The following is a 26,728-nucleotide window of genomic DNA, read 5'->3' on the forward strand; positions in this document are numbered from 1 at the left end:
GCGTCAATGAGAGCACCATCGCCAGCAAGCCGGCTCCTACAAAGTGCAGTATTCCAGGCACAAAAAATGGGCACCCAACCTGGTTGGCGTGCCCATTTTTTTCCGCTCCCCCGCTACGCGGGCGGTGCAGACGGATTACGGATTGACGCTGTCTTTCAACGATTTGCCTGGCTTGAAGGCAACGGTGTTGCTGGCCTTGATTTTGACGGGCTCACCGGTTTGCGGGTTTTTGCCGGTGCGGGCGCCGCGATGGCGTTGCAGGAAGGTGCCGAAACCCACCAGCGTCACGCTGTCTTTGCGGTGCAGGGCGCCGGTGATTTCTTCGAGGACGGCGTTGAGAACGCGGTTGGCCTGCTCTTTGGTGAGGTCTGCTTTTTCAGCAATTGCTGCGGCGAGTTCTGGTTTACGCATATTAGTGAAGCCCCTTTGACGGTTTTTTGTTGTTATGTCCGTGCTGCTCTCTGTGGAGCAGCGCCCAAAGCGCCGCAGGTGCTCTACTCTGCGGCAGACGGGAGTGAGGATGGCACGCAGCGAGGTGCCGCGCCAGTGTCGGCGCGGCCAATGTAGGGGCAAAAGGGGGGTGATTCCGACAGAACGACCGGTATTTACGCCAGCAGTGCCGGAAGCTCTTTGTTCAGGGCCAGTTTTTCCATCACGGCCGCGCCTGTCAGGGCATATCCGAGCAGTTTGCCGCTGGCATCACGGCATAAAACCTTGATGTCGGCGCCCTGCCCTTCGACGGTCCAGACGCCTTCCGTACCCCGTGGCGGCGGGGATACCACCAACGGGCACACCGGGGTTTTGACGGTGATCGGCATCGGGCCGTAGTTGACCCGCGTCGGGTTGCCGGCGAGGGTTTGCGCCAGCGCTCTCGCACAGCTCATCAGGGGCATCACGTACAGCAAGTTCAGCCCATCGACCTCGGCGCAGTCACCCAGGGCGTAGATGTTGGCGTGGGAGGTTTGCAGGTGACGGTCGACCACCACGCCGCGATTGACTTGCAGGCCGGCAGCGGCGGCCAGGTCGATGCGCGGGCGCAGGCCAATGGCCGAGACCACCACGTCGCACGGGATGACCTGGCCATCGGATAGATGCGCTTGCAGACCATCTTCAACCCGTTGCAGGCGATTGAGCACCGGCCCGAGGTGGAAGCGCGCGCCGAGGCTTTCCAGCCCGGCCTGCACCGCAGCAGCAGCTGCCGGGTGCAACAGGGTCGGCATGACTTGTTCGCATGGCGCCACCAATTGCACTTCGTAGCCGCCCAGGCTCAGGTCGTTGGCGAACTCGCAGCCAATCAGGCCGGCGCCGAGCAGCAACACGCGACGTTTGCCAGCCGCGGCGGCACGAAAGCGTGCGTAGTCTTCGAGGTCGTTGATCGGGAACACGCAGTCCGCCGCGTCACCTTCGATGGGCACGCGCACGGTTTCGGCGCCCCAGGCCAGGATCAGGTCGCGATAGATGACCGATTCTTCGCCGATCCACAGGCGCTTGTGGCCCGGGTCGATGCCGCTGATGCGCGTGTGGGTGCGCACTTCGGCTTTCAACTGCTCGGCCATGGCGCCCGGTTCGGCCATGCTCAGGCCGTCGGCATCCTTGTTTTTGCCGAAACCGGTGGAGAGCATCGGCTTGGAGTAAGAGCGCCCGTCATCGGCGGTAATCAGCAGCAGCGGGGTTTCGCCATCGAGTTTGCGAAACTCGCGGGCAAGGTTGTAGCCAGCCAGGCCGGTGCCGACGATGACAACAGGTGCGTTCATTCCTTACTCCTCTGGGTGTCTTAGTTGATTTCGATCATTTCGAAATCCATTTTGCCGACGCCGCAATCCGGGCACAGCCAGTCTTCCGGCACGTCTTGCCACAGGGTGCCCGGCGCAATGCCGTCATCCGGCCAGCCGTCGGCTTCGTTGTAGATCAGGCCGCAGACTACACATTGCCACTTTTTCATTCCGGTACTTCCTCAAATTCAGGCTTTTACTGGCGCGAACGGTCGATGGATAAAGCGCTGCCGTCCGGCTCAGGGCGTTTTGTACTGATGGGGCCGGGCAGATGCAAGCCTGTTCGGCGCAACGGGCGGCCGGATCACTCAAATTTATAAGCTGACATGGTAAGCTCGCCGCCTCATTTGCTGCCAATAATGACTCACTGTGCCGCACTCAAAATCCCTGTTTTGGGCTCCCAGAAGCCAACTCGCTCCCCTCCCCGACGCCACCATCCTCGACTGGTTGTTCGATGAAGGTTCGCTGACCAGACGCCTCATTCAGCTATCGAATGATGCGTTCAGTGTCACGCCGTTGTTCGAAGGCTGGCAGACCCTGCGCGTCGACGAATGCGCCGCGCTGGACCTGGCCGAAGGCAGCGAGGGTTGGGTGCGCGAGGTGTATTTGCGCGGTCATGGCGAGCCGTGGGTGTTCGCCCGCAGCGTCGCGTCGCGCAGTGCGTTGCAGGGCGATGGTTTGCACATGGACGAGTTGGGCAGCCGCTCCCTGGGCGAATTGCTGTTTTGCGATCACGCCTTCCAGCGCCGGGCCATCGAGGTTTGTCACTATCCTCAAGCGTGGCTGCCGATAGAAGTGCAGGCGCCAGAGCTGTGGGGCCGCCGTTCGCGCTTCGACCGGGGCGCCTTGAGCGTGCTGGTGGCCGAGATTTTCCTGCCGACCCTGTGGAACGCCGCCCGCGTCCATCCGGAGAATTGCTGATGTACCAGAGCCTGCTCAAGTCCCTGAACCGCTTGAACCCACGGGCCTGGGATTTCATTCAGCTGACGCGCATGGACAAGCCGATCGGCATTTATCTGCTGTTGTGGCCGACTTTGTGGGCATTGTGGATTGCCGGCAAAGGCTCGCCGTCCCTGGCCAACATCGTGATTTTCGTCCTCGGCGTGGTGCTGACCCGCGCCGGCGGTTGCGTGATCAATGATTGGGCGGACCGTAAAGTCGACGGGCACGTGAAGCGCACCGAACAACGGCCGCTGGTAAGCGGCAAGATCAGTTCCAGGGAAGCGTTGGTGTTTTTCGCGCTGCTGATGGGCGTGAGTTTCCTGCTGGTGCTGTGCACCAATGCCGCCACGATCTGGCTGTCACTCGGCGGCCTGGCGCTGGCGTTCAGTTACCCGTTCATGAAGCGTTACACCTACTACCCGCAAGTGGTGTTGGGCGCGGCGTTTTCCTGGGGTATGCCGATGGCGTTCACCGCCGAAACCGGTGAATTGCCGGCAGCGGCGTGGTTGCTGTACATCGCTAACCTGATGTGGACGGTGGGTTACGACACGTATTACGCGATGACTGATCGCGACGATGATTTGAAGATCGGGGTGAAATCCACGGCGATTCTGTTTGGCGAGGCGGATCGGGTAATCATCCTGACCTTGCAAGGGTTGGCGCTGGGTTGCCTGTTGCTGGCCGGTTCGAAATTCGAGCTCGGTGGCTGGTTCCACCTTGGGTTGGCGGTGGCGGCGGGCTGTTTTGCCTGGGAGTTCTGGTACACCCGTGACAAGGACCGGATGCGTTGCTTCAAGGCGTTTTTGCACAACCATTGGGCCGGGTTGGCGATTTTTGTCGGGATTGTGCTGGATTACGGGTTGCGTTGACGGGTTTGAAAGATCGCAGCCTGCGGCAGCTCCTACAGGGGGCTGCGATCTTTTTTGGATTACGGTTATTTTTGCGACTCGTGCATGACGTGCCAGACGTCCTTCATCTTGTCGCCCTTCATGTCACCCGGCTTTTCATCTTTCACGAACGTATACATCGGCTTGCCGTCGTAAGCGTACTGACTGGTACCGTCAACGCGCTTGATGACACTCCACTTGCCTGAAGCCGTGGCACCCGCCGGTGCCATCAATGGCGGCCAGTTCTTCGCGCACTCATCGTTACACATCGACTTGCCGCCGGAGTCCTTGTCGAACGTGTACAAGGTCATACCCTTGTGGTCGACCATCATCCCGTCTTTCATCATCGCCGGGTCGGCGGCGAAGGCCATGGTCGGCAGCGTTAGCGCGGCCGTAACCAGCAGAGCCTTCCAGGATTGAGCAAGGTGATTCATGGAAACCTTCCTTTTGTGGTTGTCAGGATTCGGACTTAGAGCTTAGTCCAGGTTCATGACAATCGCCGAGCGACTAAAATACTGTCACACGACTGCAATAATTCCGTTATCTAATGCGGCGCAAGACAGTTAAATGACAAGAGGATTAAGGCATGGTTGGCAGGAGCATTCTGATCGTCGACGACGAAGCGCCCATTCGCGAAATGATCGCCGTTGCGTTGGAAATGGCCGGCTATGACTGTCTGGAGGCGGAGAACTCCCAGCAGGCCCACGCCATTATCGTCGACCGCAAACCGGACCTGATCCTGCTGGACTGGATGCTGCCCGGCACCTCCGGTATCGAACTGGCCCGCCGCCTCAAGCGTGATGAGCTGACCGGGGATATCCCGATCATCATGCTTACCGCCAAGGGCGAAGAGGACAACAAGATCCAGGGCCTGGAAGTCGGCGCTGACGACTACATCACCAAACCGTTTTCCCCCCGCGAGCTGGTCGCACGCCTCAAAGCCGTGCTGCGTCGCGCCGGGCCTACCGATGGCGAGGCGCCAATTGAAGTCGGTGGCCTGTTGCTCGACCCAATCGGCCACCGCGTGACCATCGACGGCAAACCGGCGGAAATGGGCCCGACCGAATACCGCCTGCTGCAATTTTTCATGACCCACCAGGAACGCGCCTACACGCGCGGCCAGTTGCTGGATCAAGTCTGGGGCGGCAACGTCTATGTCGAGGAACGCACCGTGGACGTGCACATCCGGCGCCTGCGCAAAGCCCTCGGCGACGCCTACGAAAATCTGGTACAAACCGTGCGCGGCACTGGTTACCGCTTTTCTACCAAAGCCTGACGGCAGCTACGAGCTTCAAGCTGAAAGCCAAGCCGCTTCAAACTTGAGGCTTGAAGCTTGAAGCTAAAAGCTGCTTCTCTGACAAGGACGCGCGTTCAAGTGAACCAAAACTGGCATGGCACCCTGATTCGCCACATGCTGCTGCTGGTCACCGCTTGCCTGGTGATTGGTCTGATCACCGGCTACTACGGCTGGAGCCTCGCGGCTGGCCTGGGTATTTACCTGGCCTGGACGCTCAAGCAATTGCTGCGTCTGCATGAGTGGCTGCGCCTGCACAAACCGGATGAAGCGCCGCCCGATGGCTACGGCCTGTGGGGTGAGGTGTTCGACAGCATCTACCACCTGCAACGTCGTGACCAACGGGTTCGCGGACGCTTGCAAGCGGTGATCGACCGGGTTCAGGAATCCACGGCCGCGTTGAAAGACGCCGTGGTCATGCTCGACAGCGACGGCAATCTGGAATGGTGGAACCGCGCCGCTGAAACCCTGCTGGGCCTCAAGACGCCACAAGACAGCGGCCAGCCCGTGACCAACCTGGTGCGCCACCCGCGCTTCAAGGAATATTTCGAGCAGGACAGCTACGCGGAGCCGCTGGAAATCCCCTCACCGACCAACGACCGGATGCGCATTCAGCTGTACATCACCCGCTACGGCAACAACGAACACTTGATGCTGGTGCGCGACGTGACGCGCATCCATCAGCTGGAACAGATGCGCAAAGACTTCATCGCCAACGTATCCCATGAGCTGCGCACGCCGCTGACGGTGATCTGCGGCTACCTGGAAACCCTGCTCGATAACGTCGAAGACGTGAACCCGCGCTGGACCCGCGCCCTGCAGCAGATGCAGCAGCAAGGCGGGCGCATGCAGACGTTGCTCAACGACTTGCTGTTGCTGGCCAAACTGGAAGCCACCGATTACCCGTCGGACAACCAGCCGGTGGCCATCGACGGTTTGCTTCAGTCGATCAAAAGCGATGCGCAGCAACTGTCCGGCCAGAAGAACCAGCGCATCACCCTGGAAGCCGACCCGACGATTTTGCTCAAGGGCAGCGAAGCCGAATTGCGCAGCGCGTTCTCCAACCTGGTGTTCAACGCCGTGAAATACACCCAGGCCGAAGGCAACATCCGCATTCGCTGGTGGGGCGACGAGCAAGGCGCGCACCTGAGCGTGCAGGATTCCGGGATCGGCATCGACACCAAACACCTGCCGCGCCTGACCGAGCGTTTCTACCGCGTCGACTCCAGCCGCAACTCCAACACCGGCGGCACCGGCCTCGGGCTGGCGATCGTCAAACACGTGCTGTTACGCCATCGCGCACGCATGGAAATCAGCAGCGTGCCGGGTCACGGCAGCACCTTTACCTGCCATTTCGCCCCTGCCCAGGTCAGCCAATCCAGGGTCATCAGCGCGGCTGACTGATACCGGCCAGCACGCGCCACTAGGCAATCGACAAGTCAGCCGCTACATTGGCTGACTTGTGCCTGCCTTTCAGGTACACATTTTTCTTCCCTTTTGAATTCACGGAACCCGCAAAACTCCATCATGGACCCTTCCCCTGGCTTGACCCTCGCTACAATATTCGCCGATTTCGGCATGATTCTTTTTGCTCTGATCCTGGTTTTGCTCAACGGCTTTTTCGTTGCGGCGGAATTTGCCATGGTCAAACTGCGCTCGACCCGGGTCGAAGCCATCGCTGAACAACACGGCTGGCGCGGGCACATCCTGCGCACCGTGCACAGTCAGCTCGATGCCTACCTGTCGGCGTGCCAATTGGGTATCACCCTCGCCTCCCTGGGCCTCGGCTGGGTCGGTGAGCCGGCGTTCGCGCACCTTCTGGAGCCGTTGCTGGAAACCGTCGGCGTGCAATCCGCCGAAGTGGTCAAGGGTGTGTCGTTCTTCACCGCGTTCTTCATCATTTCGTACCTGCACATCGTGGTCGGCGAACTGGCTCCGAAATCCTGGGCGATCCGCAAACCCGAGCTGCTGTCGCTGTGGACCGCCGTGCCGCTGTACCTGTTTTACTGGGCCATGTACCCGGCCATTTACCTGCTCAACGCCAGCGCCAACCAGATCCTGCGTATCGCCGGCCAGGGTGAACCCGGCCCGCATCACGAGCACCATTACAGCCGCGAAGAACTGAAACTGATCCTGCACTCCAGCCGTGGCCAGGACCCGAGCGACCAAGGCATGCGCGTTTTGGCCTCGGCGGTGGAAATGGGTGAACTGGAAGTGGTCGACTGGGCCAACTCCCGCGAAGACCTGGTGACCCTGGAGTTCAATGCACCGCTCAAGGAAATCCTGGCGATGTTCCGTCGCCACAAGTTCAGCCGTTATCCGGTGTACGACAGCGAGCGCCAGGAGTTCGTCGGCCTGCTGCATATCAAGGATTTGTTGCTGGAACTGGCAGCACTGGACCACATTCCCGAGTCGTTCAACCTGGCCGAGCTGACCCGCCCGCTGGAGCGCGTGTCCCGGCACATGCCGCTGTCGCAACTGCTGGAACAGTTCCGCAAGGGCGGCTCGCACTTCGCCGTGGTCGAAGAGGCCGACGGCAACATCATCGGCTACCTGACCATGGAAGACGTGCTGGAAGTGCTGGTGGGCGACATTCAGGACGAACACCGCAAGGCCGAGCGCGGCATCCTCGCTTATCAGCCGGGCAAACTGCTGGTGCGGGGCGATACGCCGTTGTTCAAAGTCGAGCGACTGTTGGGTATCGATCTGGATCACGTTGAAGCCGAAACACTTGCCGGGCTGGTTTACGAAAGCCTGAAGCGGGTGCCGGAAGAGGAAGAAGTGCTGGAAGTCGAAGGACTGCGGATCATCATCAAGAAGATGAAAGGACCGAAGATTGTGTTGGCCAAGGTGTTGATGCTGGACTGATACACACCTCGGCTGAACGATTACTCATGTGGCGAGGGAGCTTGCTCCCGCTGGGCTGCGAAGCGGCCCCAATCCTGCAACCGCGATCCTTCAGATCAACCGCATTCACCGGATTAACGGCTGCTGCGCAGCCGAGCGGGAGCAAGCTCCCTCGCCACAATAAGTCTTCGCAAGCCCTCGTTATTGCTTGCCCACCACAAAGTTGGGCAACGCACCCACCGATTGGTTGAACTGATACGGGATCGATACCAGCCCCATCCCGGTATTGCGCTGCACCACGAAATGCAGGTGCGGGCCGCTACTGTTGCCGGTATTGCCCGATAGCGCCAGTGGGCTGCCCACTGCCACCTGCTGCCCCTCCCGAACGCTGACCGAGCCTTTTTTCAGGTGCAGGTACACGCCCATCGTCCCGTCATTGTGCAGCACCCGCACAAAGTTGCCTGACGCGTCGGTGCCACGCCCGTCCTGGCTGTTTTCAGTCTTGATCACCACCCCGCCCCGCGCGGCAATGATCGGTGTGCCTTCGGGCATGGCGATGTCGATGGCGTAGCGGTTCTTCGGCCCGAAGTGGCTGTATTGGCCGTTGGCGCCCTGACTCACCCGAAACGGCCCGCCACGCCAGGGCAACGGGTATCGATAGGCCATGGAGGCACCTGCGGGGTCGCCCAGGGAATATTCGAACTTGGGAACGTAGGCAATCGGCCTTTCGGCCTGCGTCGCCGTGAGCATCGCCAGACGGATGCTGCTGCGTGCCGGCATCACCCGCCGAATCGGCCGGCTCGGCGCGCCGCTGACATTCTTCAACCCGGCGAAACTCAACTCGATCTCGACCGGTGCATACAGGTCGTTGCGCACATAAACGCTGTCCACGCCTTCCTTCTTCATGATCACCAGGTACACCTGACGCTCAAGGTGCTCGACCATGCGATCGCGAAAAGTGAACACCGTGGAGCCTTTCGTGGGGCGGTCGCTGTAGGAGACCACTCCATTGGTGTCGGTGGACTTGTAGATGGTCACGGCTACTGCTGAGGAGGCAGCCATGAACAGTCCGCAGAAAAAAAGCAGGCGCGCGAGCATGGGCGAGATTCTGTCGAGTAGGGTCTGGAGTGAGCCTAGCAGTCGGAATTGACCTGTGTAGTCGGCAGATGTTTCAAAATTGGCCGGTGTAGATCGATCAGGCTGGCTGGAGTGGCTCGCGCGGCAATATACAAATGTCGACAGACAAATGGGCCGACGAAGACAAATTCACCAAGGCATCGAGTGAAAATTTGTCGATTTTGCCGCTGAGAACATCGTTCAGTCGCGGCTGGCTGATGCCCAGTCGCTTGGCCGCCTCCTTTTGCGACAGTTCCCAAGCCTGAACGGTTTTGCCCAGTTCCAGCATCAGCTTGGACCGCAGGCGCATGTTTGCAGCTTCCTGGGGAGTATCTTCCAGTGCATCCCAAATACTGGCAAAGCGCTGGGTCTGGTTCTGATCATCCGTCATTTGATTAACCTATTTCCTTCAGTCTGGCCCGTGCCAGTTCGATATCCCGTACTTCAGTTTTTCGTGTGGTCTTGTGCAAGGCGTGCAGCACATAAACGGCTTCAGGCCGGCTGACGACATAAAATACCCGGTACGCCCCTGACTCTTCGGTAATTCTGATTTCATTGACGCCCCGGCCAACTGTTTTCATCGGCCTCCAGTCAAAAGGCTCTTCGCCCTGCTGCAAGAGATCCAGCTGAAACCCCGCAGCTCTTCGCGCATCCAGCGGGAAAGCTTTCAAATCCTTGAGTGCGGTCGCGATAAACACCACATCCTTGTGCCTTGGCATCGACGTCTCCTGTTGCTGACAGAAAAAGCGTAATCGATGACTTGGGGATCGGTAGATCGAGGTTGTTTCAAGGCGTGGCCGGGATGGAGCACTAACAATCAGGCTATATCAGAACAGATATAAATCAAGTCGCGGGGGCGAGATATCAGACGTGCGGGATGGAAATGACCCCATCGCGAGCAAACTCGCGATGGCGGACTAGCAGGCGAAGCCGATCTTAGGCGCCCGGAATGAAATGCTTCTGCGCCGTACCGCGCGCAATCAGCCGGGAGATGTAATCGAGTTTTTGCGCATCTTGATCGACGAAGCGGAAAGTCAGTTGCAGCCAGTCGCTGTCGGGCTTTGGCTCGTGGGCGACGATGGCGTGCAGGTAGCCGTTCAGACGTGCGGTTTCAGCGTTGTCGCCTTGCTCCAGGTCCAGTACGGCACTGTCGAGCACTTGCGGCAGGGTTTCCGAGCGTTTCACCACCAGCAGCGCTTCTTTGAGGCTGAGCGCCTTGATAACGCATTGCTGAATGCCGTTCGGCAGGCGCAATTGACCTTGACCACGCCCGCCCCCGGCGCCAGCGGCCGCTGCCGGCGCCTTGACCGGCGGGCTGTTGAGCAAACCACGGGACGGTGCGGCAGCGGGTGCGGCAGGCGTTGGCGCGACCACGGCAGCTTTGCCGCCGGTCAATGCGTTCAGGGAATCGTTGCCGAACGCCGAGCTGGTTTTGGTCGCGGCAACGCTCATCAACGAGTCGAGCTTGCCGACCTTGTGCAGCGCCTGTTTGACCTTGGTGATCAGTTGCTCGTTGGTGAAGGGCTTGCTGACGTAGCCGGAAACGCCGGCCTGGATCGCCTGGACCACGTTCTCTTTGTCGCCACGACTGGTCACCATCACGAACGGCATGGCCTTCATGGATTCCTGCTCGCGACACCAGGTCAGCAATTCCAGGCCGGACATTTCCGGCATTTCCCAGTCGCACAGGACCAGGTCGAACGCTTCACGTGCCAGCAGGGCTTGAGCCTTTTTGCCGTTGATTGCGTCTTCGATCCGCATGCCCGGGAAATAATTGCGCAGGCATTTCTTCACCAGGTCACGAATGAACGAGGCATCGTCCACGACCAACACACTGACCTTACTCATCCATAACCCCTTTAAAAAACCCCGGCAAGCATACCGTTTTGCTGATGGCACTTTGCCAAAAACCTTCAGTCACGCCGGGACTTTTCGTTCGCGGGTGCTGCATTTGAAATTCGCAAACCACAAACAAAAACGCCCGGCCAAAAGGCCGGGCGCTTTACTTGGGCAATCTTACTTATCGTCAGATTTGCCCGGAACATTAGCGCTTTCGCCGCTGGTTCCTTCAACTTCTTCCTTCATGCGTTTGAGCCCCAGGTGACGTACGTCGGTGCCGCGCACCAGGTAAATCACCAGCTCCGAGATATTGCGCGCGTGGTCGCCGATGCGCTCCAGCGAACGCAGTACCCAGATAATGCTCAAGACCCGCGAGATAGAGCGTGGGTCTTCCATCATGTAGGTCGCCAGCTCACGCAGGGCGGTCTTGTATTCCCGATCGATGATCTTGTCGTATTGCGCCACCGACAACGCCAGGTCGGCGTCGAAACGGGCAAAGGCGTCCAGCGCATCACGCACCATGTTGCGTACCTGGTCGCCGATGTGGCGAACCTCGACATAACCGCGCGGCGCTTCGCCTTCTTCACACAACTGGATGGCGCGACGGGCGATCTTGGTCGCTTCGTCACCGATGCGCTCCAGGTCGATCACCGATTTGGAGATGCTGATGATCAGACGCAAGTCGGAAGCCGCTGGCTGGCGACGGGCCAGAATGCGCAGGCATTCTTCGTCGATGTTGCGTTCCATCTGGTTGATCTGGTCATCGATCTCGCGGACCTGCTGGGCCAAGCCGGAGTCGGCCTCGATCAGCGCGGTCACCGCGTCGTTGACCTGCTTCTCGACCAGCCCGCCCATGGCCAGGAGGTGGCTGCGCACTTCTTCCAGTTCGGCGTTGAACTGCGCGGAAATGTGGTGGGTAAGGCCTTCTTTACTAATCATCTGTTTCGCTCCGCGAAAGTTGCAAGCTTCAAGCTGCAAGCTTCAAGCAGTTATGTATAAGTCCTGGAATCGCACCGCTTCTATCTTGCCGCTTGCAGCTTGTAGCTAGCGGCTGCTTCAACTAGCCATAACGACCAGTGATGTAGTCTTCGGTCTGCTTCTTCGCCGGATTGGTAAACAGGGTGTCGGTGTCGCCGAACTCCACCAGCTTGCCCATGTACATGAACGCCGTGTAGTCGGAAACCCGCGCGGCCTGTTGCATGTTGTGGGTCACGATGACGATGGTGAACTTCGATTTCAGTTCGTAGATCAGCTCTTCGACTTTCAGCGTCGAGATCGGGTCGAGTGCCGAGCACGGTTCGTCGAGCAACAGCACTTCCGGTTCCACGGCGATGGTGCGCGCGATCACCAGACGTTGCTGCTGACCACCGGACAGGCCCAATGCCGACTCATGCAGACGGTCTTTGACTTCGTCCCACAGCGCCGCGCCTTTCAATGCCCACTCGACGGCTTCGTCGAGCACGCGCTTCTTGTTGATGCCCTGGATTCGCAGGCCGTAAACCACGTTTTCGTAGATGGTTTTCGGGAACGGGTTGGGCTTCTGGAACACCATGCCGACGCGACGACGCAGTTCGGCCACGTCTTCGCCTTTACGGTAGATGTTGTTGCCGTACAGGTTGATCGCGCCTTCGACACGGCAGCCATCGACCAGGTCGTTCATGCGGTTGAAGGTCCGCAGCAGCGTGGACTTGCCGCAGCCGGACGGGCCGATGAAGGCGGTCACGCGCTGTTTAGGGATGTTCATGCTGACGTCGTACAGCGCTTGTTTGTCGCCGTAGAACAGGCTCAGGCCCGGCACTTCGATGGCAACGGTTTCCTGCTCAAGGCTCAGGCTCTGTTTGTCGCGACCCAGGGCCGACATGTTGATGCCGTGGGTATGTGTTTCGTGCTGCATGGGAGGCTCCCTGTGCTAACAAATTCGGTTCGTTGAACCACTGGCCTGGCCAGCGGGTTACTCAAATTCTGTGTCTGTCGCGGTCCCTGTGGGAGCTGGCTTGCCAGCGATTGCATCACCGCGGTGTGGCTGGCAGACCGAGTCGCCTGCATCGCTGGCAAGCCAGCTCCCACAGGTTTTGTATCAGCTATCCAGCGCCTTGTACTTCTCGCGCAGGTGGTTACGGATGTACACCGCCGACAGGTTCAATGTCGCGATCACCAGCACCAGCAGCAGCGCTGTGGCGTATACCAGCGGTCGTGCAGCTTCGACGTTCGGGCTCTGGAAGCCGACGTCATAAATGTGGAAGCCCAGGTGCATGATCTTCTGGTCAAGGTGCAAGTACGGGTAGTTGCCGTCCACCGGCAGCGACGGCGCCAGTTTCACCACACCCACCAGCATCAGCGGCGCCACTTCACCGGCGGCGCGAGCCACGGCGAGGATCATGCCGGTCATCATCGCCGGGCTGGCCATCGGGATAACGATCTTCCACAAGGTTTCAGCCTTGGTCGCACCGAGGGCCAACGAGCCTTCGCGCACGGTGCGCGGGATTCGCGCCAGGCCTTCTTCAGTGGCCACGATCACCACCGGCACCGCCAGCAGCGCCAAGGTCAGCGAAGCCCAGAGCAGACCCGGCGTACCGAAGGTCGGCGCCGGCAGCGCTTCGGGGAAGAACAAGCGGTCGACCGAACCACCCAATACGTAAACAAAGAAGCCCAGGCCGAACACGCCGTAAACGATCGCCGGAACGCCAGCCAGGTTATTCACCGCAATCCGGATGATCCGGGTCAGTGTGTTCTGCTTGGCGTATTCACGCAGGTACACCGCCGCCAGCACGCCGAACGGGGTGACGATCATCGCCATGATCAGGGTCATCATCACGGTGCCGAAGATCGCCGGGAAGATCCCACCTTCGGTGTTCGCTTCACGCGGGTCGTCCGACAGGAATTCCCAGATCTTGCTGAAGTAGAAACCGACCTTGGTGAACGTACTCATCGCGTTCGGCTGGTAGGCGTGAACCACTTTGCCCAGGCCAATTTCAATTTCTTTGCCGTTGGCATCACGAGCGGTGAGGCTGTCGCGGTTGAACTGCGCGTGCAGGTCGCCAAGACGCGCTTCGATGTCCTGATAACGGGCATTGAGTTCGGCGCGCTCGGATTCCATGTCCGCTTGCGCGGCCGCGTCGAGCTTGCCGTCCAGTTCCAGTTTGCGGCTGTGCAGACGGATGCGTTCGAGACCGGCGTTGATCGCACCGATATCTACCTTTTCCAGGGTCTTGAGTTGTGAGGCCAGCTGATTCACACGGTTGATCCGCGCTTGCAGCTCAGGCCAGGCAGCTTCGCCTTCGGCGATGACCTTGCCATCCTGTTTGACGTTGACCAGGTAGCCGTAGAAGTTGCCCCATTCACGGCGCTCCAGCGCCATCAGCTCGACCGGGGTCTTCTGGTTGGTCAGCCACTCGCCGACGATCCACGTGAAGTCATTGCCGTTCAGGTCACGGTTGCCGACCTTGATCAGCTCACGAGTCATGAACTCCGGGCCTTCGTCCGGCACTGGCAAGCCAGCGCTTTTCAAACGCGCACGCGGCACTTCTTCCTTCTGTACCACTTCGCCGATGACCAGGTGATTGGCCTGGCCCGGCACGTCATAACTGGCGTGGATCAGGTCCGCCGGCCAGAAGTGACCCAGGCCGCGCACGGCAATCACTGCCAGCAGGCCAATGGTCATGATGACCGCGATGGACACCGCGCCACCGCTGATCCAGACGCCGGGGGCGCCGCTCTTGAACCATCCTTTCAGGGAGTTCTGTTTCACAGACTTCTACCTTTGCTTAAAGCGACGAGTATTTCTTGCGCAGACGCTGACGAATCAGTTCCGCGAGGGTGTTCATGACGAAGGTGAACAACAGCAACACCAGCGCCGAGAGGAACAGCACGCGGTAGTGGCTGCCGCCGACTTCCGACTCCGGCATTTCCACCGCGACGTTGGCGGCCAGGGTGCGCAGGCCTTCGAACAGGTTCATTTCCATGACCGGGGTGTTACCGGTGGCCATCAACACGATCATGGTTTCGCCGACCGCGCGGCCCATGCCGATCATCAGCGCCGAGAAAATGCCCGGGCTGGCGGTGAGGATCACTACGCGCGTCATGGTCTGCCACGGCGTGGCACCGAGGGCCAGGGAGCCGAGGGTCAGGCCACGAGGTACGCTGAACACGGCGTCTTCGGCGATGGAGTAGATGTTCGGGATGACCGCGAAGCCCATGGCCAGACCGACCACCAGTGCGTTGCGCTGGTCGTAGGTGATGCCCAGGTCGTGGGAGATCCACATGCGCATGTCGCCGCCGAAGAACCAGTTCTCCATGAACGGGCTCATGTACAGCGAGAGCCAGCCCACGAAGAGGATTACCGGGATCAGGATGGCGCTTTCCCAACCATCCGGCACTTTCAGGCGGATGGATTCAGGCAGGCGACTGAAGATGAAACCGGCGACCAGGATGCCGATCGGCAGCAACATCAGCAGGCTGAAGATCCCCGGCAAATGCCCTTCTACATACGGCGCGAGGAACAGACCGGCGAAGAAACCGAGGATCACCGTCGGCATCGCTTCCATCAGCTCGATCACTGGCTTGACCTTGCGGCGCATGCCCGGGGCCATGAAGTACGCGGTGTAGATCGCAGCGGCAACAGCCAGTGGAGCGGCCAGCAGCATGGCGTAGAACGCGGCTTTCAAGGTGCCGAAGGTCAGGGGCGACAGGCTCAGTTTCGGCTCGAAGTCGGTGTTGGCGGCGGTCGATTGCCAGACGTATTTAGGCTCGTCGTAGTTCTCGTACCAGACCTTGCTCCACAGCGCGCTCCACGAAACTTCCGGGTGCGGGTTGTCGAGCAGCAACGGTTGCAGCTTGCCGCCGGCTTCCACGATCACGCGGTTGGCCCGTGGCGACAGACCGAACAGGCCTTGACCTTCGACCACTTGGTCGACCAGCAAAGTACGGTGCGCGGTGCTGTGGAACACGCCGAGCTTGCCGGAGGCGTCGAGGGCAACAAAGCCCTTGCGGCGCTCTTCAGCGGTAATTTCGACGATAGGCGTGGTGCCCATCTGGAAGGTGCGAATCTGCTTCAGGCGTTGCTCGCCATCCGGGTCGCGAGCCATGAACCACTGGGCCAGGCCACCTTTGGAGTCGCCGAGGATCAGCGAGATACCGCCGACCAATTGCGTACTGGCAGTGATTTCAGCGTCGCCGTTTTCCAGCAGTTTGTAGCGACCGTTGAGGCTCTTGTCGCGCAGGCTGAACACGTCGGCCTGGGCACGACCGTTAATCACGTACAGCCACTGCTGACGCGGGTCGACGAAGATGTTCTTCACCGGCTCGGTCATTTGCGGCAGGTCGATACGCTTCTGCTCGTTGGTGATTTCGCCGGTCATCATGTTTTCTTCGCTGGTCAGCGACAAAACATTGAGTTGCGAACCGGTGGCGCCCACCAGCATCAGGGTCGAATCGTTGGCGTTGAGGCTGACATGCTCCAGAGCGCCGCCGGCTTCATTCAGCGCAATGGGCGTTTCGCCGTACGGGTACTCAATGGCCGGCGAAATGGTCTTCTTGCCGTCCGGGTAGCTGACTTTGTAGGTGTGACGGAACACCAGTGCCTGGCCGTTGGAAAAGCCCACGGCCACCAGCGGTTGACCTGGCTGGTCGTCACCGATGGAAGTCACGGTGGCACCCGCCGGAACCGGCAGATCGACGCGCTTGAGTTCAGCGCCACTGTCGATGTCGAAGAACAACGCCTGGCCCTTGTCGGAAACCCGCATGGCGACCTGGTTCTGTTCTTCCAGGGAAATCATCAGCGGCTTGCCGGCGTCTTGTATCCAGGCCGGCGTGATGGCGTCCTTGGACGTCAGGCTGGCACCCTGGAACAGGGGCGCAACCACGTAGGCGAGGAAGAAAAAGATCAGCGTGATCGCACCGAGAACGGCGAGGCCGCCCACGAGGACGTACCAGCGGGTCAGGCGATCCTTGAGCGCGCGGATGCGGCGCTTGCGTTGCAGCTCAGGCGTATTGAAATCAATTCGCTTGGGGGGATTTGTAGTCATTGTGGAATTGGCCAGATCATTCATTCGCACACCCTAGCGATCCTGTATGACAGAAAGATGACAGTGCAGTGACGCAACAAATCCGCCGCTGGTGGTAGCCAGCAGTGGATCGGGAATTTGGGGGTTGTAGGAGCTGTCGAGGGAACCGAGGCTGCGATCTTTTGACTTTGTTTTTTGAAGACAAGATCAAAAGATCGCAGCCTCGTTCCTCGACAGCTCCTACAGATCCGGGATTAGCCCCGGATCAGGGTTTTACTTTTTTGCGACTTCAGCGCCGCCTTCCTGCAGACCCAGGTCAGCCAGTGCTTTTGCAGCAACCTTGGCTGGCAACGGGATATAGCCGTCTTTCACTACAACTTCCTGACCCTGTTTCGACAGAACCAGTTTCACGAACTCGGCTTCCAGCGGGGCCAGAGGCTTGTTCGGGGCTTTGTTGACGTACACGTACAGGAAGCGCGACAGCGGGTACTTGCCATTCAGGGCGTTTTCTTCGGTGTCTTCGATGAACTCGGTGCCGCCTTTCTTGGCCAGGGCCACAGTCTTCACGCTAGCGGTTTTGTAGCCGATGCCCGAGTAACCGATGCCGTTCAGCGAGGAGCTGATCGACTGCACGACCGAAGCCGAGCCTGGTTGTTCGTTGACGTTTGGCTTGTAGTCGCCTTTGCACAGGGCTTCTTCCTTGAAGTAGCCGTAGGTGCCGGATACCGAGTTACGGCCGAACAGTTGAACTGGCTTGTTGGCCAAGTCGCCGGTCACGCCCAGGTCGCCCCAGGTTTTAACGTCGGTTTTAGCGCCGCACAGACGAGTGGACGAGAAGATCGCGTCGACTTGTTCCATGGTCAGGTGCTGGATCGGGTTGTCCTTGTGTACGAACACAGCCAGGGCGTCCACGGCAACCGGGATAGCGGTTGGCTTGTAGCCGTACTTCTGCTCGAACGCCGCCAGTTCGGTGTCCTTCATCTTGCGGCTCATCGGGCCCAGGTTGGAGGTGCCTTCAGTCAGCGCAGGTGGCGCAGTGGCGGAGCCAGCGGCCTGAATCTGGATGTTTACGTTCGGGTATTCTTTTTTGTAGTTCTCAGCCCAGAGGGTCATGAGGTTGGCCAGGGTATCGGAACCGACGCTGGACAGGTTGCCCGACACACCAGTGGTCTTGGTGTAGCTCGGGATAGCAGGGTCAACAGCGGCAACCGCGTTGGCAGTCGCAACGCCAGCAGCGACAAAAGTCATTGCCGCCATCAAACGCTTCAGTTTCATGCCTTACTCCTAGCAGATAGGGTGTGTTAAGTCGGGGCCAAGTATCAGCAGGCCGTGTGAACACTCTATGGCTGAAATATGACAATTGGATGAAAGGCCAGTATTCGAGTTTTTACCGGATGATTCATGCGCCCCCAATCGCCAGCAAGCCGGCTCCTACGGTCTTGTGTAGGAGCCGGCTTGCTGGCGATGAGGCCAGAACTAACGCCCCTGTTTCCAGAGATACGCACCCACCAGAATCCCGACCCCGCACAGCACCGCTACGTAATAAGCCGGCCCCATCGGGCTTTCCTTCAGCAGCAGGCTGACGATCATTGGCGTCAAACCACCGAAAATCGCGTAGGCCACGTTGTACGAGAATGACAAGCCGCTGAAGCGCACCACCGGCGGGAAGGCCTTGACCATTACATACGGCACCGCACCGATGGTGCCCACCAGCAGGCCGGTCAGGGCGTACATCGGGAACAGCCAGTCAGGATGGTCGGCCAGGCTGTGGTAGAAGGTCCAGGAACTGGCCAGCAACGCGGCGCAACCGAACACGAACACCCGGCCCGCGCCGAAGCGATCCGCCAGGGCGCCGGAAACGATGCAGCCGATGCTCAGGAACACGATTGCCACGCTGTTGGACTGCAACGCGGTGGTGGGCGAGAAGTGGTAGACCGTTTGCAACACGGTCGGGGTCATCAGGATCAGCACCACGATGCCGGCAGACAACAGCCAGGTCAGCAACATGGAGATCGCGATCGCGCCACGATGGTCACGCAGCACGGCGCGCAGTGGCACTTCTTCGGCCAGAGCCTTGCGCTGTTGCAGTTCGGCAAACACCGGGGTCTCGTGCAGCCAGCGGCGCAGGTACACCGAGAACAGGCCGAACACACCGCCCAACAGGAACGGGATCCGCCACGCGTAATCCGAGACTTCCACCGGCGTATAAATGCTGTTGATCGCCGTGGCGACCAGAGAACCCAACAGGATGCCCGCCGTCAGGCCACTGGTCAGGGTGCCGCAGGCGTAGCCGACATGCCGTTGCGGCACGTGTTCGGAAACGAAGACCCACGCACCCGGCACTTCACCGCCAATCGCAGCGCCCTGAATCACGCGCATCAGCAACAACAGAATCGGTGCCCACATGCCGATCTGCGCATAGGTCGGCAGCAAGCCCATGATCAGGGTCGGCACGGCCATCATGAAAATGCTCAGGGTGAACATTTTCTTGCGCCCCAGCAGGTCGCCGAAGTGCGCCATCACAATGCCGCCCAGCGGCCGCGCCAGGTAGCCGGCGGCGAAGATGCCGAAGGTCTGCATCAGGCGCAACCATTCAGGCATGTCCGCCGGGAAGAACAGCTTGCCCACTACCGTGGCGAAGAATACGAAGATGATGAAGTCGTAGAACTCCAACGCGCCACCCAGGGCCGACAACGATAGGGTTTTGTAGTCGTTGCGGGTCAACGGACGGGCGGATTGGCTTGGCTGCGCGATACTCGAGGGCGCTGTGGTCATGGCAAGGGCTTCTCTAATAGTCAGATCTGCCGCCCCAACAACGCTGGCAAGGGCTCGGGCAGGTCCGCACCATAGCAAATTGTTCGAAAAAGCACATAGAGGCGCGTATTTGACGGTCAAAATGAGAACCGGACGGTCGTCTCGGAGTCTACCGACCGATATACTCGCAATCTTGCTGCACTTTGAAAGGGTTGCTGTGCGAAAACGCCTGTCAGGTTCATAGGCGATTTCGCAGAGTTTCCCTTTAGGCGCCTTATGGAAAACGTGACGAACGTAGTATGTTCGGTGCTGAATCGTTTTTCCCAAAGACGGCTACCACCAGCAATACCAACGAAGAGTCACGGGTCAGAGGCACCCCCGGCATGATAGAGCTCGAACAAGAAGATCCGATCCCGCAAGGCGACCTGGCCCTGCAAATCACCGCGCTTCCGCGCGAAACCAACGGCTTTGGCGATATTTTCGGCGGCTGGCTGGTGGCGCAGATGGATTTGGCCGGCACGGCAATGGCCAGCAAGGTGGCCGGTGGTCGCGTGGCGACGGTTGCGATCGATCGCATGGCGTTCCTGGTTCCAGTAGCGGTGGGCGCTCAGCTCTCCTTCTATACCCAGGCCCTGGAAATCGGCCGCAGCTCGATCAAGATGATGGTCGAGGTCTGGAGCGACGATCCGCTGTCCAGCGAATGGCGTAAAGTCACCGAAGCGGTGTTCGTGTTCGTGGCCATCGATGGCAGCGGCCGCACCCGTTCGGTTCCGCCCAGAGCTCGTTGAACCAGGGCTGCGTTAAACCTGACGATCGCTTCGCGGTCCATTGCACTCCTGTTACTGATCGAGAGCTGTCCCATGAACACGCCCAACGTTGAAGCCGTGAAACTGGATGAACTGAACTGCTGGCGCATCCGCCACGGTCAGGCCGAATTGCTGGTTGCCCAGCAAGGCGCGCACATCCTCAGTTATCAGTTGGCTGGCCAGCCGCCAATCATCTGGCTCAACGATGAGGCGGTGTTCAAGACCGGCAAAAGCATTCGCGCCGGTGTGCCGGTGTGCTGGCCGTGGTTCGGTAATCTGGCGCGCAACCCGCAGAGCGTTCAGGCAATGCGCGTCAGCAACGAACCGGCGGCGGCTCATGGTCTGGTGCGTGCAATGGACTGGGAACTGGTCGGCATCGAAGCCGAGGGCGAAAGCCTGAAGGTCGAATTCCTCCTGCCCTACCCCGAAGGTGGCCTGCCGGGCTGGCCACATCAGGTGGACTTGAAGCTGAGCATTCGTCTGGATGAACAGCTGCACATCAGCCTGACCAGCCACAACCAGGGCACCGAAAAAGTCACCATCAGCCAGGCGCTGCACAGCTATTTCGCGGTCAGCGACGCGCGCAACGTGCATGTCGAAGGGCTGGATGGCTTGAGTTACATCGAGACGCTGGATGACTGGAAAACGGTCACCCAAACCGGTGACTTGCACTTTACCGGCGAGACGGATCGCATCTATCTCGATACACCTGCGAAGCTGAGTATCGTCGACCCGCAATGGGAACGGCGCATCGAGTTGACCAGCAGCGGTTCACGCTCGGCGGTGATCTGGAACCCGTGGATCGATCGCGCTGCGGCGTTCAGTGACATGGCTGACGATGGCTGGCAGCGCATGCTGTGTATCGAGACGGCGAATGTGATGGGGGATGTGGTGAACCTGGCGCCTGGGGCTAGTCACACACTGGGCGTCAGCATCGGTAGCAAACCGCTGTAAACCTGTAGGAGCCGGCTTGCTGGCGATGGCGTCCTCAAGATCGCTATCGCCGCAAACCGGCTCCTACGGTGTTTTTACAAATCCGACTCTTTAACCACTCGCACCTTCGACGCATCCAGCGCATACGCCGCATCGGCCAAATCATTGCTGACCTTCTCGACTTTCAGCGTGCCGGTCACCCACAGCGGCGTGTAGATGTCGTTCAGCTTCAAACCCTTCGGATAACGCACCAACACCAATTGATTCGGTGGCGGTGGCGGCACGTGGATACAAGCGCCCGGATACGGCACGAGGAAGAACAAGGTGCTGTGCCCCTTGGCGTCGGATTCCAGCGGCACCGGATAACCGCCGAGACGGATGTTTTTGTCGTTCATCGACGCCACGGTTTTGGTCGAATACATCACCGCCGGCAAGCCTTTGCTCTGCTTCATGCCACCCTTTTCGGTAAAGGTGCCATTGGCTTCGGGGGAGTTGTGGTCGATTTCGGGCATGGCTTCGAGGGCCTTTTGATCCGACTTTGGCATCAGTTCGAGCCAGTCGGTTTCCGGCAGCTCGCCGGCGTGGGCAAGGCCCGTACCCAGGAAAAGAAGAGACAACAGAAGACGGCGCATGAAGGTGCTCGGTAAAGGAGAGGACTGTGAAACGCCGAGCATTCTAGCCCTCCCCACGTATTTGGCAGAGAGGGCTTTGTCGCTTGATCAGTTCTTTTTGATCAGGCCGTAGATCACCAGCAAAATCACAGCGCCAACCAGGGCACCGAGGAAGCCAGCGCCTTGGCCGGCCTGGTAGAAGCCCAGGGCCTGGCCGCCGTAAGTGGCCGCCAGCGAACCGCCGATACCGAGCAGGATGGTCATGATCCAACCCATGCTGTCATCGCCCGGTTTCAGGAACCGCGCCAGCAGGCCGACGATCAAGCCGATAAAGATGGTTCCGATAATTCCCATGGCATTTCCCTCTGAATGGATAGTTATGCGAAAGCCTAGTCAGACTTTCGCATCCTGCCATGAGAGAACGGCGGCCCCTTAATGGTTCCGCCGCTGCCACATGAAACTGTTTTACTCGGCGATGAGCGCTTCGACCTTGAGGATCTGCGCGGCGAGGGTTTCGCGATCTGCACAACGCAGGTTGGCGTGACCGACCTTGCGGCCGACCTTGAACGCCTTGCCGTAGTGATGCAGATGGCAATCGGCGATCGCCAGGACCTTCTCGGTCTCCGGTACTTTGCCGATGAAGTTGAGCATCGCGCTCTCGCCGACCTTGGCCGTCGAACCCAGCGGCAGACCGGCAACCGCCCGCAGGTGGTTTTCGAACTGGCTGCACTCGGCGCCTTCAGTGGTCCAGTGCCCGGAGTTGTGCACACGCGGGGCGATTTCGTTGGCTTTGAGGCCACCGTCGACTTCAAAGAACTCGAACGCCATCACGCCGACGTAATCCAGCTGCTTGAGCACACGGCTGGAGTAATCTTCGGCCAGGGCTTGCAGCGGATGGTCGGTGCTGGCCACGGACAGCTTGAGGATGCCGCTGTCGTGGGTGTTGTGCACCAGCGGGTAGAACTTCGTTTCACCATCGCGAGCACGCACGGCAATCAGCGAGACTTCGCCGGTGAATGGCACGAAGCCTTCCAGCAGGCACGCCACGCTGCCCAGTTCGGCGAAGGTGCCAACCACGTCTTCAGCGGTACGCAGGACTTTCTGGCCCTTGCCGTCGTAACCCAAAGTACGTGTCTTGAGCACGGCCGGCAGACCGATGGAAGCCACGGCGGCGTCCAGATCGGCTTGCGACTGAATGTCAGCGAACGCCGGGGTGGGAATCCCCAGGTCCTTGAACATGCTCTTTTCGAACCAGCGATCGCGGGCGATACGCAGGGCCTCGGCGCTTGGGTAGACCGGAACGAATTGTGAGAGAAATGCCACGGTTTCAGCCGGAACGCTCTCGAACTCGAAGGTCACCAGATCGACTTCATCGGCCAGCTGACGCAGGTGATCCTGATCGCTGTAATCGGCGCGCAGATGCTCGCCCAATGCAGCAGCGCACGCGTCCGGCGCCGGGTCCAGAAAAGCGAAGTTCATGCCCAGCGGAGTCCCCGCCAGCGCCAACATGCGGCCCAACTGGCCGCCACCGATTACACCGATCTTCATCGTCAACAACCTCAGGCGATGCGTGGGTCTGGATTTTCCAGGACGCTGTCTGTCTGCTCAGCACGGAAGGTTTTCAGCACTTCGTGGAACTGCGGGTGCTTGGCGCCAAGGATACTCGCCGACAACAGCGCGGCGTTGATCGCGCCAGCCTTGCCGATGGCCAGGGTGGCGACCGGAATGCCCGCAGGCATCTGCACGATAGAGAGCAGCGAATCGACGCCCGAGAGCATCGCCGACTGCACCGGCACGCCCAGCACCGGCAGGTGGGTCTTGGCCGCACACATGCCAGGCAAGTGGGCCGCGCCACCGGCACCGGCGATGATCACCTCGATGCCACGCGCCTCGGCTTCTTCAGCGTACTGGAACAGCAGGTCCGGGGTGCGGTGAGCGGAAACCACCTTCACCTCGTAAGGGATGCCGAGCTTTTCCAGCATATCGGCGGTGTGGCTAAGGGTGGACCAATCGGACTTGGAGCCCATGATCACGCCAACCAATGCACTCATCGTCGTGCCTCTTCTCTCTGGGCGCCCGCAGGCGCATCAAAAAACAACAAGCCACGCAGAATGCGTGGCTTGATTGTACGAATTATGGCCGGTCGTAACCGGCCGAAGGCCGCGCAGTATACCTCAATGAAGCAGATAAACAGCCCCCGAATCGACCATCCGTCATACAGCGCAAAGCGCCGGTTTTATTGACTCAGAGGTCAGCCAAAACACACTGCAAATCCCTTGCAGGAGCCGGCTTGCTGGCGATCAAGTCGACGCGGTCTAACCTGACACACCGCGTCGCATGGATCGCCAGCAAGCCGGCTCCTACGGGTTGATGGAGGTTTGCGCGGCGCCGCCTTCGAGTTTGCGCCATAACAACCGAACATTAGCCTTGCGCACCAGCGCGCAGCGGTACAGCCGAATCTCCAAAGGCACATGCCATTGCGGGCCACCGCAAACCACCAATTCGCCGCGAGCCAGTTCGGCGCGTACGCTGAGTTGCGGCACCCAGGCAATCCCCAGCCCTTCCAGCGCCATGCTTTTCAGGCTGTCCGCCATCGCGGTTTCGTAGATGGTGGTAAATCGCAGCGCCCGTTGGCGCAGCAGCATGTTCACCGAACGCCCGAGAAACGCGCCGGCGCTGTAGGCCAGCAGCGGCACACTGCCCTCGCCTTCCAGGTCGAACAACGGCTTGCCGTCGGCGTCCGCCGCGCAGACTGGCAGCATTTCGGTATTGCCCAAGTGCAGCGACGGAAAAATTTCCGGGTCCATTTGCATGGCCGCGTCCGGGTCGTAGAACGCCAGCATCAAGTCGCACCCGCCTTCACGCAGCGCATGCACCGCATCGCCGACGTTGGTCGCGACCAGCCGCGTGGCGATGTTCAAGCCTTCGTTACGCAGTTGCGCGATCCAGCGCGGGAAGAAACCCAGCGCCAACGAGTGAGCGGCAGCGACTTGCATCACTTCGCCTTGCCCGCCTTCCAGGTGATGAAGATGGCGCAGCACCTCGCCGAGCTGTTCGACCACGGTGCGCGCGGTGACGAGAAACAACTGCCCCGCCGCTGTCAGCTCGACCGGCGTGCGCGAACGGTTGACCAACGTCAGCCCCAGCGCCGCTTCGAGACTGCGGATTCGCCGACTGAACGCAGGCTGGGTCACGAAGCGGCGTTCCGCGGCCTGGGAGAAGCTGCGGGTGGCGGCCAAGGCACTGAAGTCCTCGAGCCATTTACTTTCCAGATTCATCACGTCCTCCCGGACACGCACCAAATTAGGTCACACGCTCGCCGTCAACGCGGCGTCACACGGGCATTATGCCGAATGTGCATAGGCCAGTGTTTAACAGCATTGGCCCAAAATTCTCCACAAGCCTAGCATTTGCAGTGTTCCGGCACAGACCGGGTCCATATTGAGATGATTTCTATCATGTCCTCCGCTGCATCATTCCGCACAGAAAAAGACCTGCTTGGCGTACTCGAAGTACCGGCTCAAGCGTATTACGGCATCCAGACCCTGCGAGCGGTGAATAACTTCCGTCTCTCCGGCGTTCCGATTTCGCATTACCCGAAGCTGGTTGTCGGCCTGGCGATGGTTAAACAAGCCGCCGCTGACGCCAACCGCGAGCTGGGTCACCTGAGCGAAGCCAAGCACGCTGCCATCAGCGAAGCCTGTGCACGATTGATCCGCGGCGACTTCCACGAAGAGTTCGTGGTGGACATGATTCAGGGTGGCGCCGGTACTTCCACCAACATGAACGCCAACGAAGTGATCGCCAACATTGCCCTCGAAGCAATGGGTCACGAGAAAGGCGAGTACCAGTACCTGCACCCGAACAACGACGTGAACATGGCGCAGTCCACCAACGACGCCTACCCGACGGCAATCCGTCTGGGTCTGCTGCTGGGTCACGACGCGCTGCTGGCCAGCCTCGACAGCCTGATCCAGTCGTTTGCCGCCAAAGGTGAAGAATTCAGCCACGTCCTGAAGATGGGTCGTACCCAGCTGCAAGACGCCGTGCCGATGACCCTTGGCCAGGAATTCCGCGCCTTCGCCACTACTCTGGGCGAAGACCTGGCACGCCTGAAAACGTTGGCACCTGAGCTGCTGACCGAAGTGAACCTCGGCGGCACCGCGATCGGCACCGGCATCAACGCCGACCCGCGTTACCAGCACCTGGCCGTTCAACGTCTGGCGACCATCAGCGGTCATCCGCTGGTGCCAGCTGCCGACCTGATCGAAGCCACCTCCGACATGGGCGCCTTCGTGCTGTTCTCCGGCATGCTCAAGCGCACCGCGGTGAAGCTGTCGAAGATCTGCAACGACCTGCGCCTGCTGTCCAGCGGCCCTCGCACCGGCATCAACGAAATCAACCTGCCGGCGCGTCAGCCAGGCAGCTCGATCATGCCAGGCAAGGTCAACCCGGTTATCCCGGAAGCGGTTAACCAGGTGGCGTTCCAGATCATCGGCAACGACCTGGCCCTGACCATCGCGGCCGAAGGCGGCCAGCTGCAACTGAACGTGATGGAGCCGCTGATCGCCTTCAAGATCTTCGACTCGATCCGCCTGCTGCAACGCGCCATGGACATGCTGCGCGAACACTGCATCACCGGCATCACCGCCAACGAAGCGCGCTGCCGTGAACTGGTCGAGCACTCGATCGGTCTGGTGACAGCACTGAACCCGTACATCGGCTATGAAAACGCCACCCGCATCGCCCGTATCGCCCTCGAAAGCGGCCGCGGCGTGCTGGAACTGGTGCGCGAAGAAGGCTTGCTCGACGAAGAAATGCTCGCCGACATCCTGCGCCCGGAAAACATGATTGCTCCGCGTCTGGTTCCGCTTAAAGCCTGAACCGACGCGTTATTGGTAGCACCGCTCACCAGGTCGAGGGAC

General features: G+C 59.9%; 27 protein-coding genes. 8 read left to right on the forward strand and 19 right to left on the reverse strand.

Annotated elements, in window-relative coordinates:
* Positions 1–135 precede the first annotated feature (135 nt).
* The 3 genes from KGB21_RS26135 to KGB21_RS26145 all read right to left on the reverse strand — a co-directional run bounded on the left by KGB21_RS26135 (position 136) and on the right by KGB21_RS26145 (position 1,942).
* Entirely contained in the window at positions 136–411 is a 276-nt protein-coding gene (locus KGB21_RS26135; protein WP_003213368.1) for an HU family DNA-binding protein, read from the reverse strand.
* Positions 412–605: 194 nt separating this feature from the next.
* A complete protein-coding gene (locus tag KGB21_RS26140) occupies positions 606–1,754 on the reverse strand; it encodes an NAD(P)/FAD-dependent oxidoreductase (RefSeq protein WP_034149322.1) in 1,149 nt (382 codons plus the stop codon).
* Positions 1,755–1,774: 20 nt separating this feature from the next.
* A complete protein-coding gene (locus KGB21_RS26145) occupies positions 1,775–1,942 on the reverse strand; it encodes a rubredoxin (RefSeq protein WP_007954349.1) in 168 nt (55 codons plus the stop codon).
* Positions 1,943–2,141: 199 nt separating this feature from the next.
* On the opposite strand from KGB21_RS26145, the gene KGB21_RS26150 reads away from it, so the two are divergent.
* Together KGB21_RS26150 and ubiA are read left to right on the forward strand one after the other, a co-directional pair.
* Positions 2,142–2,693 (forward strand): chorismate--pyruvate lyase family protein, encoded by a 552-nt coding sequence (locus KGB21_RS26150; protein WP_223507150.1) that lies wholly within the window; start codon positions 2,142–2,144, stop codon positions 2,691–2,693.
* Positions 2,693–3,583 (forward strand): 4-hydroxybenzoate octaprenyltransferase, encoded by an 891-nt coding sequence (gene ubiA, locus KGB21_RS26155; RefSeq protein ID WP_223507151.1) that lies wholly within the window; start codon positions 2,693–2,695, stop codon positions 3,581–3,583. Before KGB21_RS26150 ends, ubiA begins: the two co-directional genes overlap by 1 nt.
* 65 nt (positions 3,584–3,648) lie before the next feature.
* Here the strand turns inward: ubiA and KGB21_RS26160 are convergent, their stop codons facing one another.
* Complete coding sequence (locus KGB21_RS26160) at positions 3,649–4,035, reverse strand: hypothetical protein (protein ID WP_223507152.1); 387 nt, start codon at positions 4,033–4,035, stop codon at positions 3,649–3,651.
* A 152-nt stretch (positions 4,036–4,187) separates the two neighbouring features.
* On the opposite strand from KGB21_RS26160, the gene phoB reads away from it, so the two are divergent.
* From phoB to KGB21_RS26175, 3 genes are all read left to right on the forward strand, one after another.
* Entirely contained in the window at positions 4,188–4,877 is a 690-nt protein-coding gene (gene phoB, locus KGB21_RS26165) for a phosphate regulon transcriptional regulator PhoB (RefSeq protein ID WP_034149326.1), read from the forward strand.
* Positions 4,878–5,012: 135 nt separating this feature from the next.
* Positions 5,013–6,299, forward strand: coding sequence for a phosphate regulon sensor histidine kinase PhoR (phoR, locus tag KGB21_RS26170; protein ID WP_253277095.1), 1,287 nt, complete (start codon positions 5,013–5,015; stop codon positions 6,297–6,299).
* A gap of 123 nt (positions 6,300–6,422) precedes the next feature.
* Positions 6,423–7,763, forward strand: coding sequence for a hemolysin family protein (locus KGB21_RS26175; RefSeq protein WP_223507153.1), 1,341 nt, complete (start codon positions 6,423–6,425; stop codon positions 7,761–7,763).
* 180 nt (positions 7,764–7,943) lie between these two features.
* Here KGB21_RS26175 and KGB21_RS26180 read toward each other — a convergent pair whose 3' ends face one another.
* The 10 genes from KGB21_RS26180 to KGB21_RS26225 all read right to left on the reverse strand — a co-directional run bounded on the left by KGB21_RS26180 (position 7,944) and on the right by KGB21_RS26225 (position 19,474).
* Positions 7,944–8,840: a peptidoglycan DD-metalloendopeptidase family protein gene (locus KGB21_RS26180; RefSeq protein ID WP_034149329.1), complete on the reverse strand. Its 897-nt coding sequence runs from the start codon at positions 8,838–8,840 to the stop codon at positions 7,944–7,946.
* 97 nt (positions 8,841–8,937) lie between these two features.
* Positions 8,938–9,249 carry a helix-turn-helix domain-containing protein gene (locus KGB21_RS26185; RefSeq protein ID WP_034149330.1) on the reverse strand — a complete coding sequence of 104 codons (312 nt, stop codon included), beginning with the start codon at positions 9,247–9,249 and terminating at the stop codon, positions 8,938–8,940.
* Positions 9,250–9,253: 4 nt separating this feature from the next.
* Entirely contained in the window at positions 9,254–9,577 is a 324-nt protein-coding gene (locus KGB21_RS26190; RefSeq protein ID WP_034149331.1) for a type II toxin-antitoxin system RelE/ParE family toxin, read from the reverse strand.
* 217 nt (positions 9,578–9,794) lie between these two features.
* Positions 9,795–10,706, reverse strand: a complete 912-nt coding sequence (locus tag KGB21_RS26195) for a response regulator (protein WP_223507154.1) — start codon at positions 10,704–10,706, stop codon at positions 9,795–9,797.
* Between the two features lie 168 nt (positions 10,707–10,874).
* Positions 10,875–11,636, reverse strand: a complete 762-nt coding sequence (gene phoU, locus KGB21_RS26200; RefSeq protein ID WP_034149333.1) for a phosphate signaling complex protein PhoU — start codon at positions 11,634–11,636, stop codon at positions 10,875–10,877.
* 121 nt (positions 11,637–11,757) lie between these two features.
* Entirely contained in the window at positions 11,758–12,591 is an 834-nt protein-coding gene (gene pstB, locus KGB21_RS26205; protein WP_034149334.1) for a phosphate ABC transporter ATP-binding protein PstB, read from the reverse strand.
* A 183-nt stretch (positions 12,592–12,774) separates the two neighbouring features.
* Positions 12,775–14,445 (reverse strand): phosphate ABC transporter permease PstA, encoded by a 1,671-nt coding sequence (pstA, locus tag KGB21_RS26210; RefSeq protein WP_034149335.1) that lies wholly within the window; start codon positions 14,443–14,445, stop codon positions 12,775–12,777.
* Between the two features lie 16 nt (positions 14,446–14,461).
* Positions 14,462–16,744, reverse strand: a complete 2,283-nt coding sequence (locus KGB21_RS26215; RefSeq protein ID WP_223507155.1) for an ABC transporter permease subunit — start codon at positions 16,742–16,744, stop codon at positions 14,462–14,464.
* 228 nt (positions 16,745–16,972) lie between these two features.
* Positions 16,973–17,974 (reverse strand): phosphate ABC transporter substrate-binding protein PstS, encoded by a 1,002-nt coding sequence (locus KGB21_RS26220; protein ID WP_034149337.1) that lies wholly within the window; start codon positions 17,972–17,974, stop codon positions 16,973–16,975.
* 201 nt (positions 17,975–18,175) lie between these two features.
* The gene (locus KGB21_RS26225) at positions 18,176–19,474 is read right to left on the reverse strand and encodes an MFS transporter (RefSeq protein WP_223507156.1); all 1,299 of its coding nucleotides are present in this window, start codon (positions 19,472–19,474) and stop codon (positions 18,176–18,178) included.
* Positions 19,475–19,836: 362 nt separating this feature from the next.
* Between KGB21_RS26225 and KGB21_RS26230 the strand changes: the two genes are divergently transcribed.
* Together KGB21_RS26230 and KGB21_RS26235 are read left to right on the forward strand one after the other, a co-directional pair.
* Positions 19,837–20,241: an acyl-CoA thioesterase gene (locus KGB21_RS26230; protein ID WP_007942704.1), complete on the forward strand. Its 405-nt coding sequence runs from the start codon at positions 19,837–19,839 to the stop codon at positions 20,239–20,241.
* Between the two features lie 72 nt (positions 20,242–20,313).
* Complete coding sequence (locus KGB21_RS26235) at positions 20,314–21,213, forward strand: D-hexose-6-phosphate mutarotase (protein WP_223507157.1); 900 nt, start codon at positions 20,314–20,316, stop codon at positions 21,211–21,213.
* 74 nt (positions 21,214–21,287) lie between these two features.
* Here KGB21_RS26235 and KGB21_RS26240 read toward each other — a convergent pair whose 3' ends face one another.
* The 5 genes from KGB21_RS26240 to KGB21_RS26260 form a co-directional block, all read right to left on the reverse strand.
* Positions 21,288–21,824, reverse strand: coding sequence for a DUF3299 domain-containing protein (locus KGB21_RS26240; protein WP_223507158.1), 537 nt, complete (start codon positions 21,822–21,824; stop codon positions 21,288–21,290).
* Positions 21,825–21,911: 87 nt separating this feature from the next.
* A complete protein-coding gene (locus KGB21_RS26245; RefSeq protein WP_033059272.1) occupies positions 21,912–22,157 on the reverse strand; it encodes a GlsB/YeaQ/YmgE family stress response membrane protein in 246 nt (81 codons plus the stop codon).
* A 111-nt stretch (positions 22,158–22,268) separates the two neighbouring features.
* Positions 22,269–23,351: a 5-(carboxyamino)imidazole ribonucleotide synthase gene (locus tag KGB21_RS26250; RefSeq protein ID WP_034149341.1), complete on the reverse strand. Its 1,083-nt coding sequence runs from the start codon at positions 23,349–23,351 to the stop codon at positions 22,269–22,271.
* A gap of 11 nt (positions 23,352–23,362) precedes the next feature.
* Complete coding sequence (purE, locus tag KGB21_RS26255; RefSeq protein ID WP_034149342.1) at positions 23,363–23,854, reverse strand: 5-(carboxyamino)imidazole ribonucleotide mutase; 492 nt, start codon at positions 23,852–23,854, stop codon at positions 23,363–23,365.
* 309 nt (positions 23,855–24,163) lie between these two features.
* The gene (locus KGB21_RS26260) at positions 24,164–25,081 is read right to left on the reverse strand and encodes a LysR substrate-binding domain-containing protein (RefSeq protein ID WP_223507159.1); all 918 of its coding nucleotides are present in this window, start codon (positions 25,079–25,081) and stop codon (positions 24,164–24,166) included.
* A gap of 180 nt (positions 25,082–25,261) precedes the next feature.
* Between KGB21_RS26260 and aspA the strand changes: the two genes are divergently transcribed.
* Entirely contained in the window at positions 25,262–26,686 is a 1,425-nt protein-coding gene (gene aspA / locus KGB21_RS26265) for an aspartate ammonia-lyase (protein ID WP_034149344.1), read from the forward strand.
* Positions 26,687–26,728: the final 42 nt, after the last annotated feature.

Source organism: Pseudomonas sp. GL-RE-29 (assembly GCF_019947275.1).
Classification (GTDB): Bacteria; Pseudomonadota; Gammaproteobacteria; order Pseudomonadales; family Pseudomonadaceae; genus Aquipseudomonas; species Aquipseudomonas fluorescens_A.

Bases quoted from the DNA above. Each gene is read 5' to 3' on its own strand.
- KGB21_RS26190 (WP_034149331.1), bottom strand. From the start codon at position 9,577: ATGCCAAGGCACAAGGATGTGGTGTTTATCGCGACCGCACTCAAGGAT.
- KGB21_RS26140 (WP_034149322.1), bottom strand. From the start codon at position 1,754: ATGAACGCACCTGTTGTCATCGTCGGCACCGGCCTGGCTGGCTACAAC.
- phoR (WP_253277095.1), top strand. From the start codon at position 5,013: ATGCTGCTGCTGGTCACCGCTTGCCTGGTGATTGGTCTGATCACCGGC.
- pstB (WP_034149334.1), bottom strand. From the start codon at position 12,591: ATGCAGCACGAAACACATACCCACGGCATCAACATGTCGGCCCTGGGT.
- KGB21_RS26240 (WP_223507158.1), bottom strand. From the start codon at position 21,824: ATGCGCCGTCTTCTGTTGTCTCTTCTTTTCCTGGGTACGGGCCTTGCC.
- KGB21_RS26230 (WP_007942704.1), top strand. From the start codon at position 19,837: ATGATAGAGCTCGAACAAGAAGATCCGATCCCGCAAGGCGACCTGGCC.
- KGB21_RS26260 (WP_223507159.1), bottom strand. From the start codon at position 25,081: ATGAATCTGGAAAGTAAATGGCTCGAGGACTTCAGTGCCTTGGCCGCC.
- KGB21_RS26185 (WP_034149330.1), bottom strand. From the start codon at position 9,249: ATGACGGATGATCAGAACCAGACCCAGCGCTTTGCCAGTATTTGGGAT.
- KGB21_RS26225 (WP_223507156.1), bottom strand. From the start codon at position 19,474: ATGACCACAGCGCCCTCGAGTATCGCGCAGCCAAGCCAATCCGCCCGT.
- KGB21_RS26160 (WP_223507152.1), bottom strand. From the start codon at position 4,035: ATGAATCACCTTGCTCAATCCTGGAAGGCTCTGCTGGTTACGGCCGCG.
- aspA (WP_034149344.1), top strand. From the start codon at position 25,262: ATGTCCTCCGCTGCATCATTCCGCACAGAAAAAGACCTGCTTGGCGTA.
- ubiA (WP_223507151.1), top strand. From the start codon at position 2,693: ATGTACCAGAGCCTGCTCAAGTCCCTGAACCGCTTGAACCCACGGGCC.
- KGB21_RS26245 (WP_033059272.1), bottom strand. From the start codon at position 22,157: ATGGGAATTATCGGAACCATCTTTATCGGCTTGATCGTCGGCCTGCTG.
- KGB21_RS26180 (WP_034149329.1), bottom strand. From the start codon at position 8,840: ATGCTCGCGCGCCTGCTTTTTTTCTGCGGACTGTTCATGGCTGCCTCC.
- purE (WP_034149342.1), bottom strand. From the start codon at position 23,854: ATGAGTGCATTGGTTGGCGTGATCATGGGCTCCAAGTCCGATTGGTCC.
- KGB21_RS26175 (WP_223507153.1), top strand. From the start codon at position 6,423: ATGGACCCTTCCCCTGGCTTGACCCTCGCTACAATATTCGCCGATTTC.
- KGB21_RS26135 (WP_003213368.1), bottom strand. From the start codon at position 411: ATGCGTAAACCAGAACTCGCCGCAGCAATTGCTGAAAAAGCAGACCTC.
- KGB21_RS26195 (WP_223507154.1), bottom strand. From the start codon at position 10,706: ATGAGTAAGGTCAGTGTGTTGGTCGTGGACGATGCCTCGTTCATTCGT.
- KGB21_RS26220 (WP_034149337.1), bottom strand. From the start codon at position 17,974: ATGAAACTGAAGCGTTTGATGGCGGCAATGACTTTTGTCGCTGCTGGC.
- KGB21_RS26215 (WP_223507155.1), bottom strand. From the start codon at position 16,744: ATGAATGATCTGGCCAATTCCACAATGACTACAAATCCCCCCAAGCGA.
- phoU (WP_034149333.1), bottom strand. From the start codon at position 11,636: ATGATTAGTAAAGAAGGCCTTACCCACCACATTTCCGCGCAGTTCAAC.
- KGB21_RS26250 (WP_034149341.1), bottom strand. From the start codon at position 23,351: ATGAAGATCGGTGTAATCGGTGGCGGCCAGTTGGGCCGCATGTTGGCG.
- phoB (WP_034149326.1), top strand. From the start codon at position 4,188: ATGGTTGGCAGGAGCATTCTGATCGTCGACGACGAAGCGCCCATTCGC.
- KGB21_RS26145 (WP_007954349.1), bottom strand. From the start codon at position 1,942: ATGAAAAAGTGGCAATGTGTAGTCTGCGGCCTGATCTACAACGAAGCC.
- KGB21_RS26235 (WP_223507157.1), top strand. From the start codon at position 20,314: ATGAACACGCCCAACGTTGAAGCCGTGAAACTGGATGAACTGAACTGC.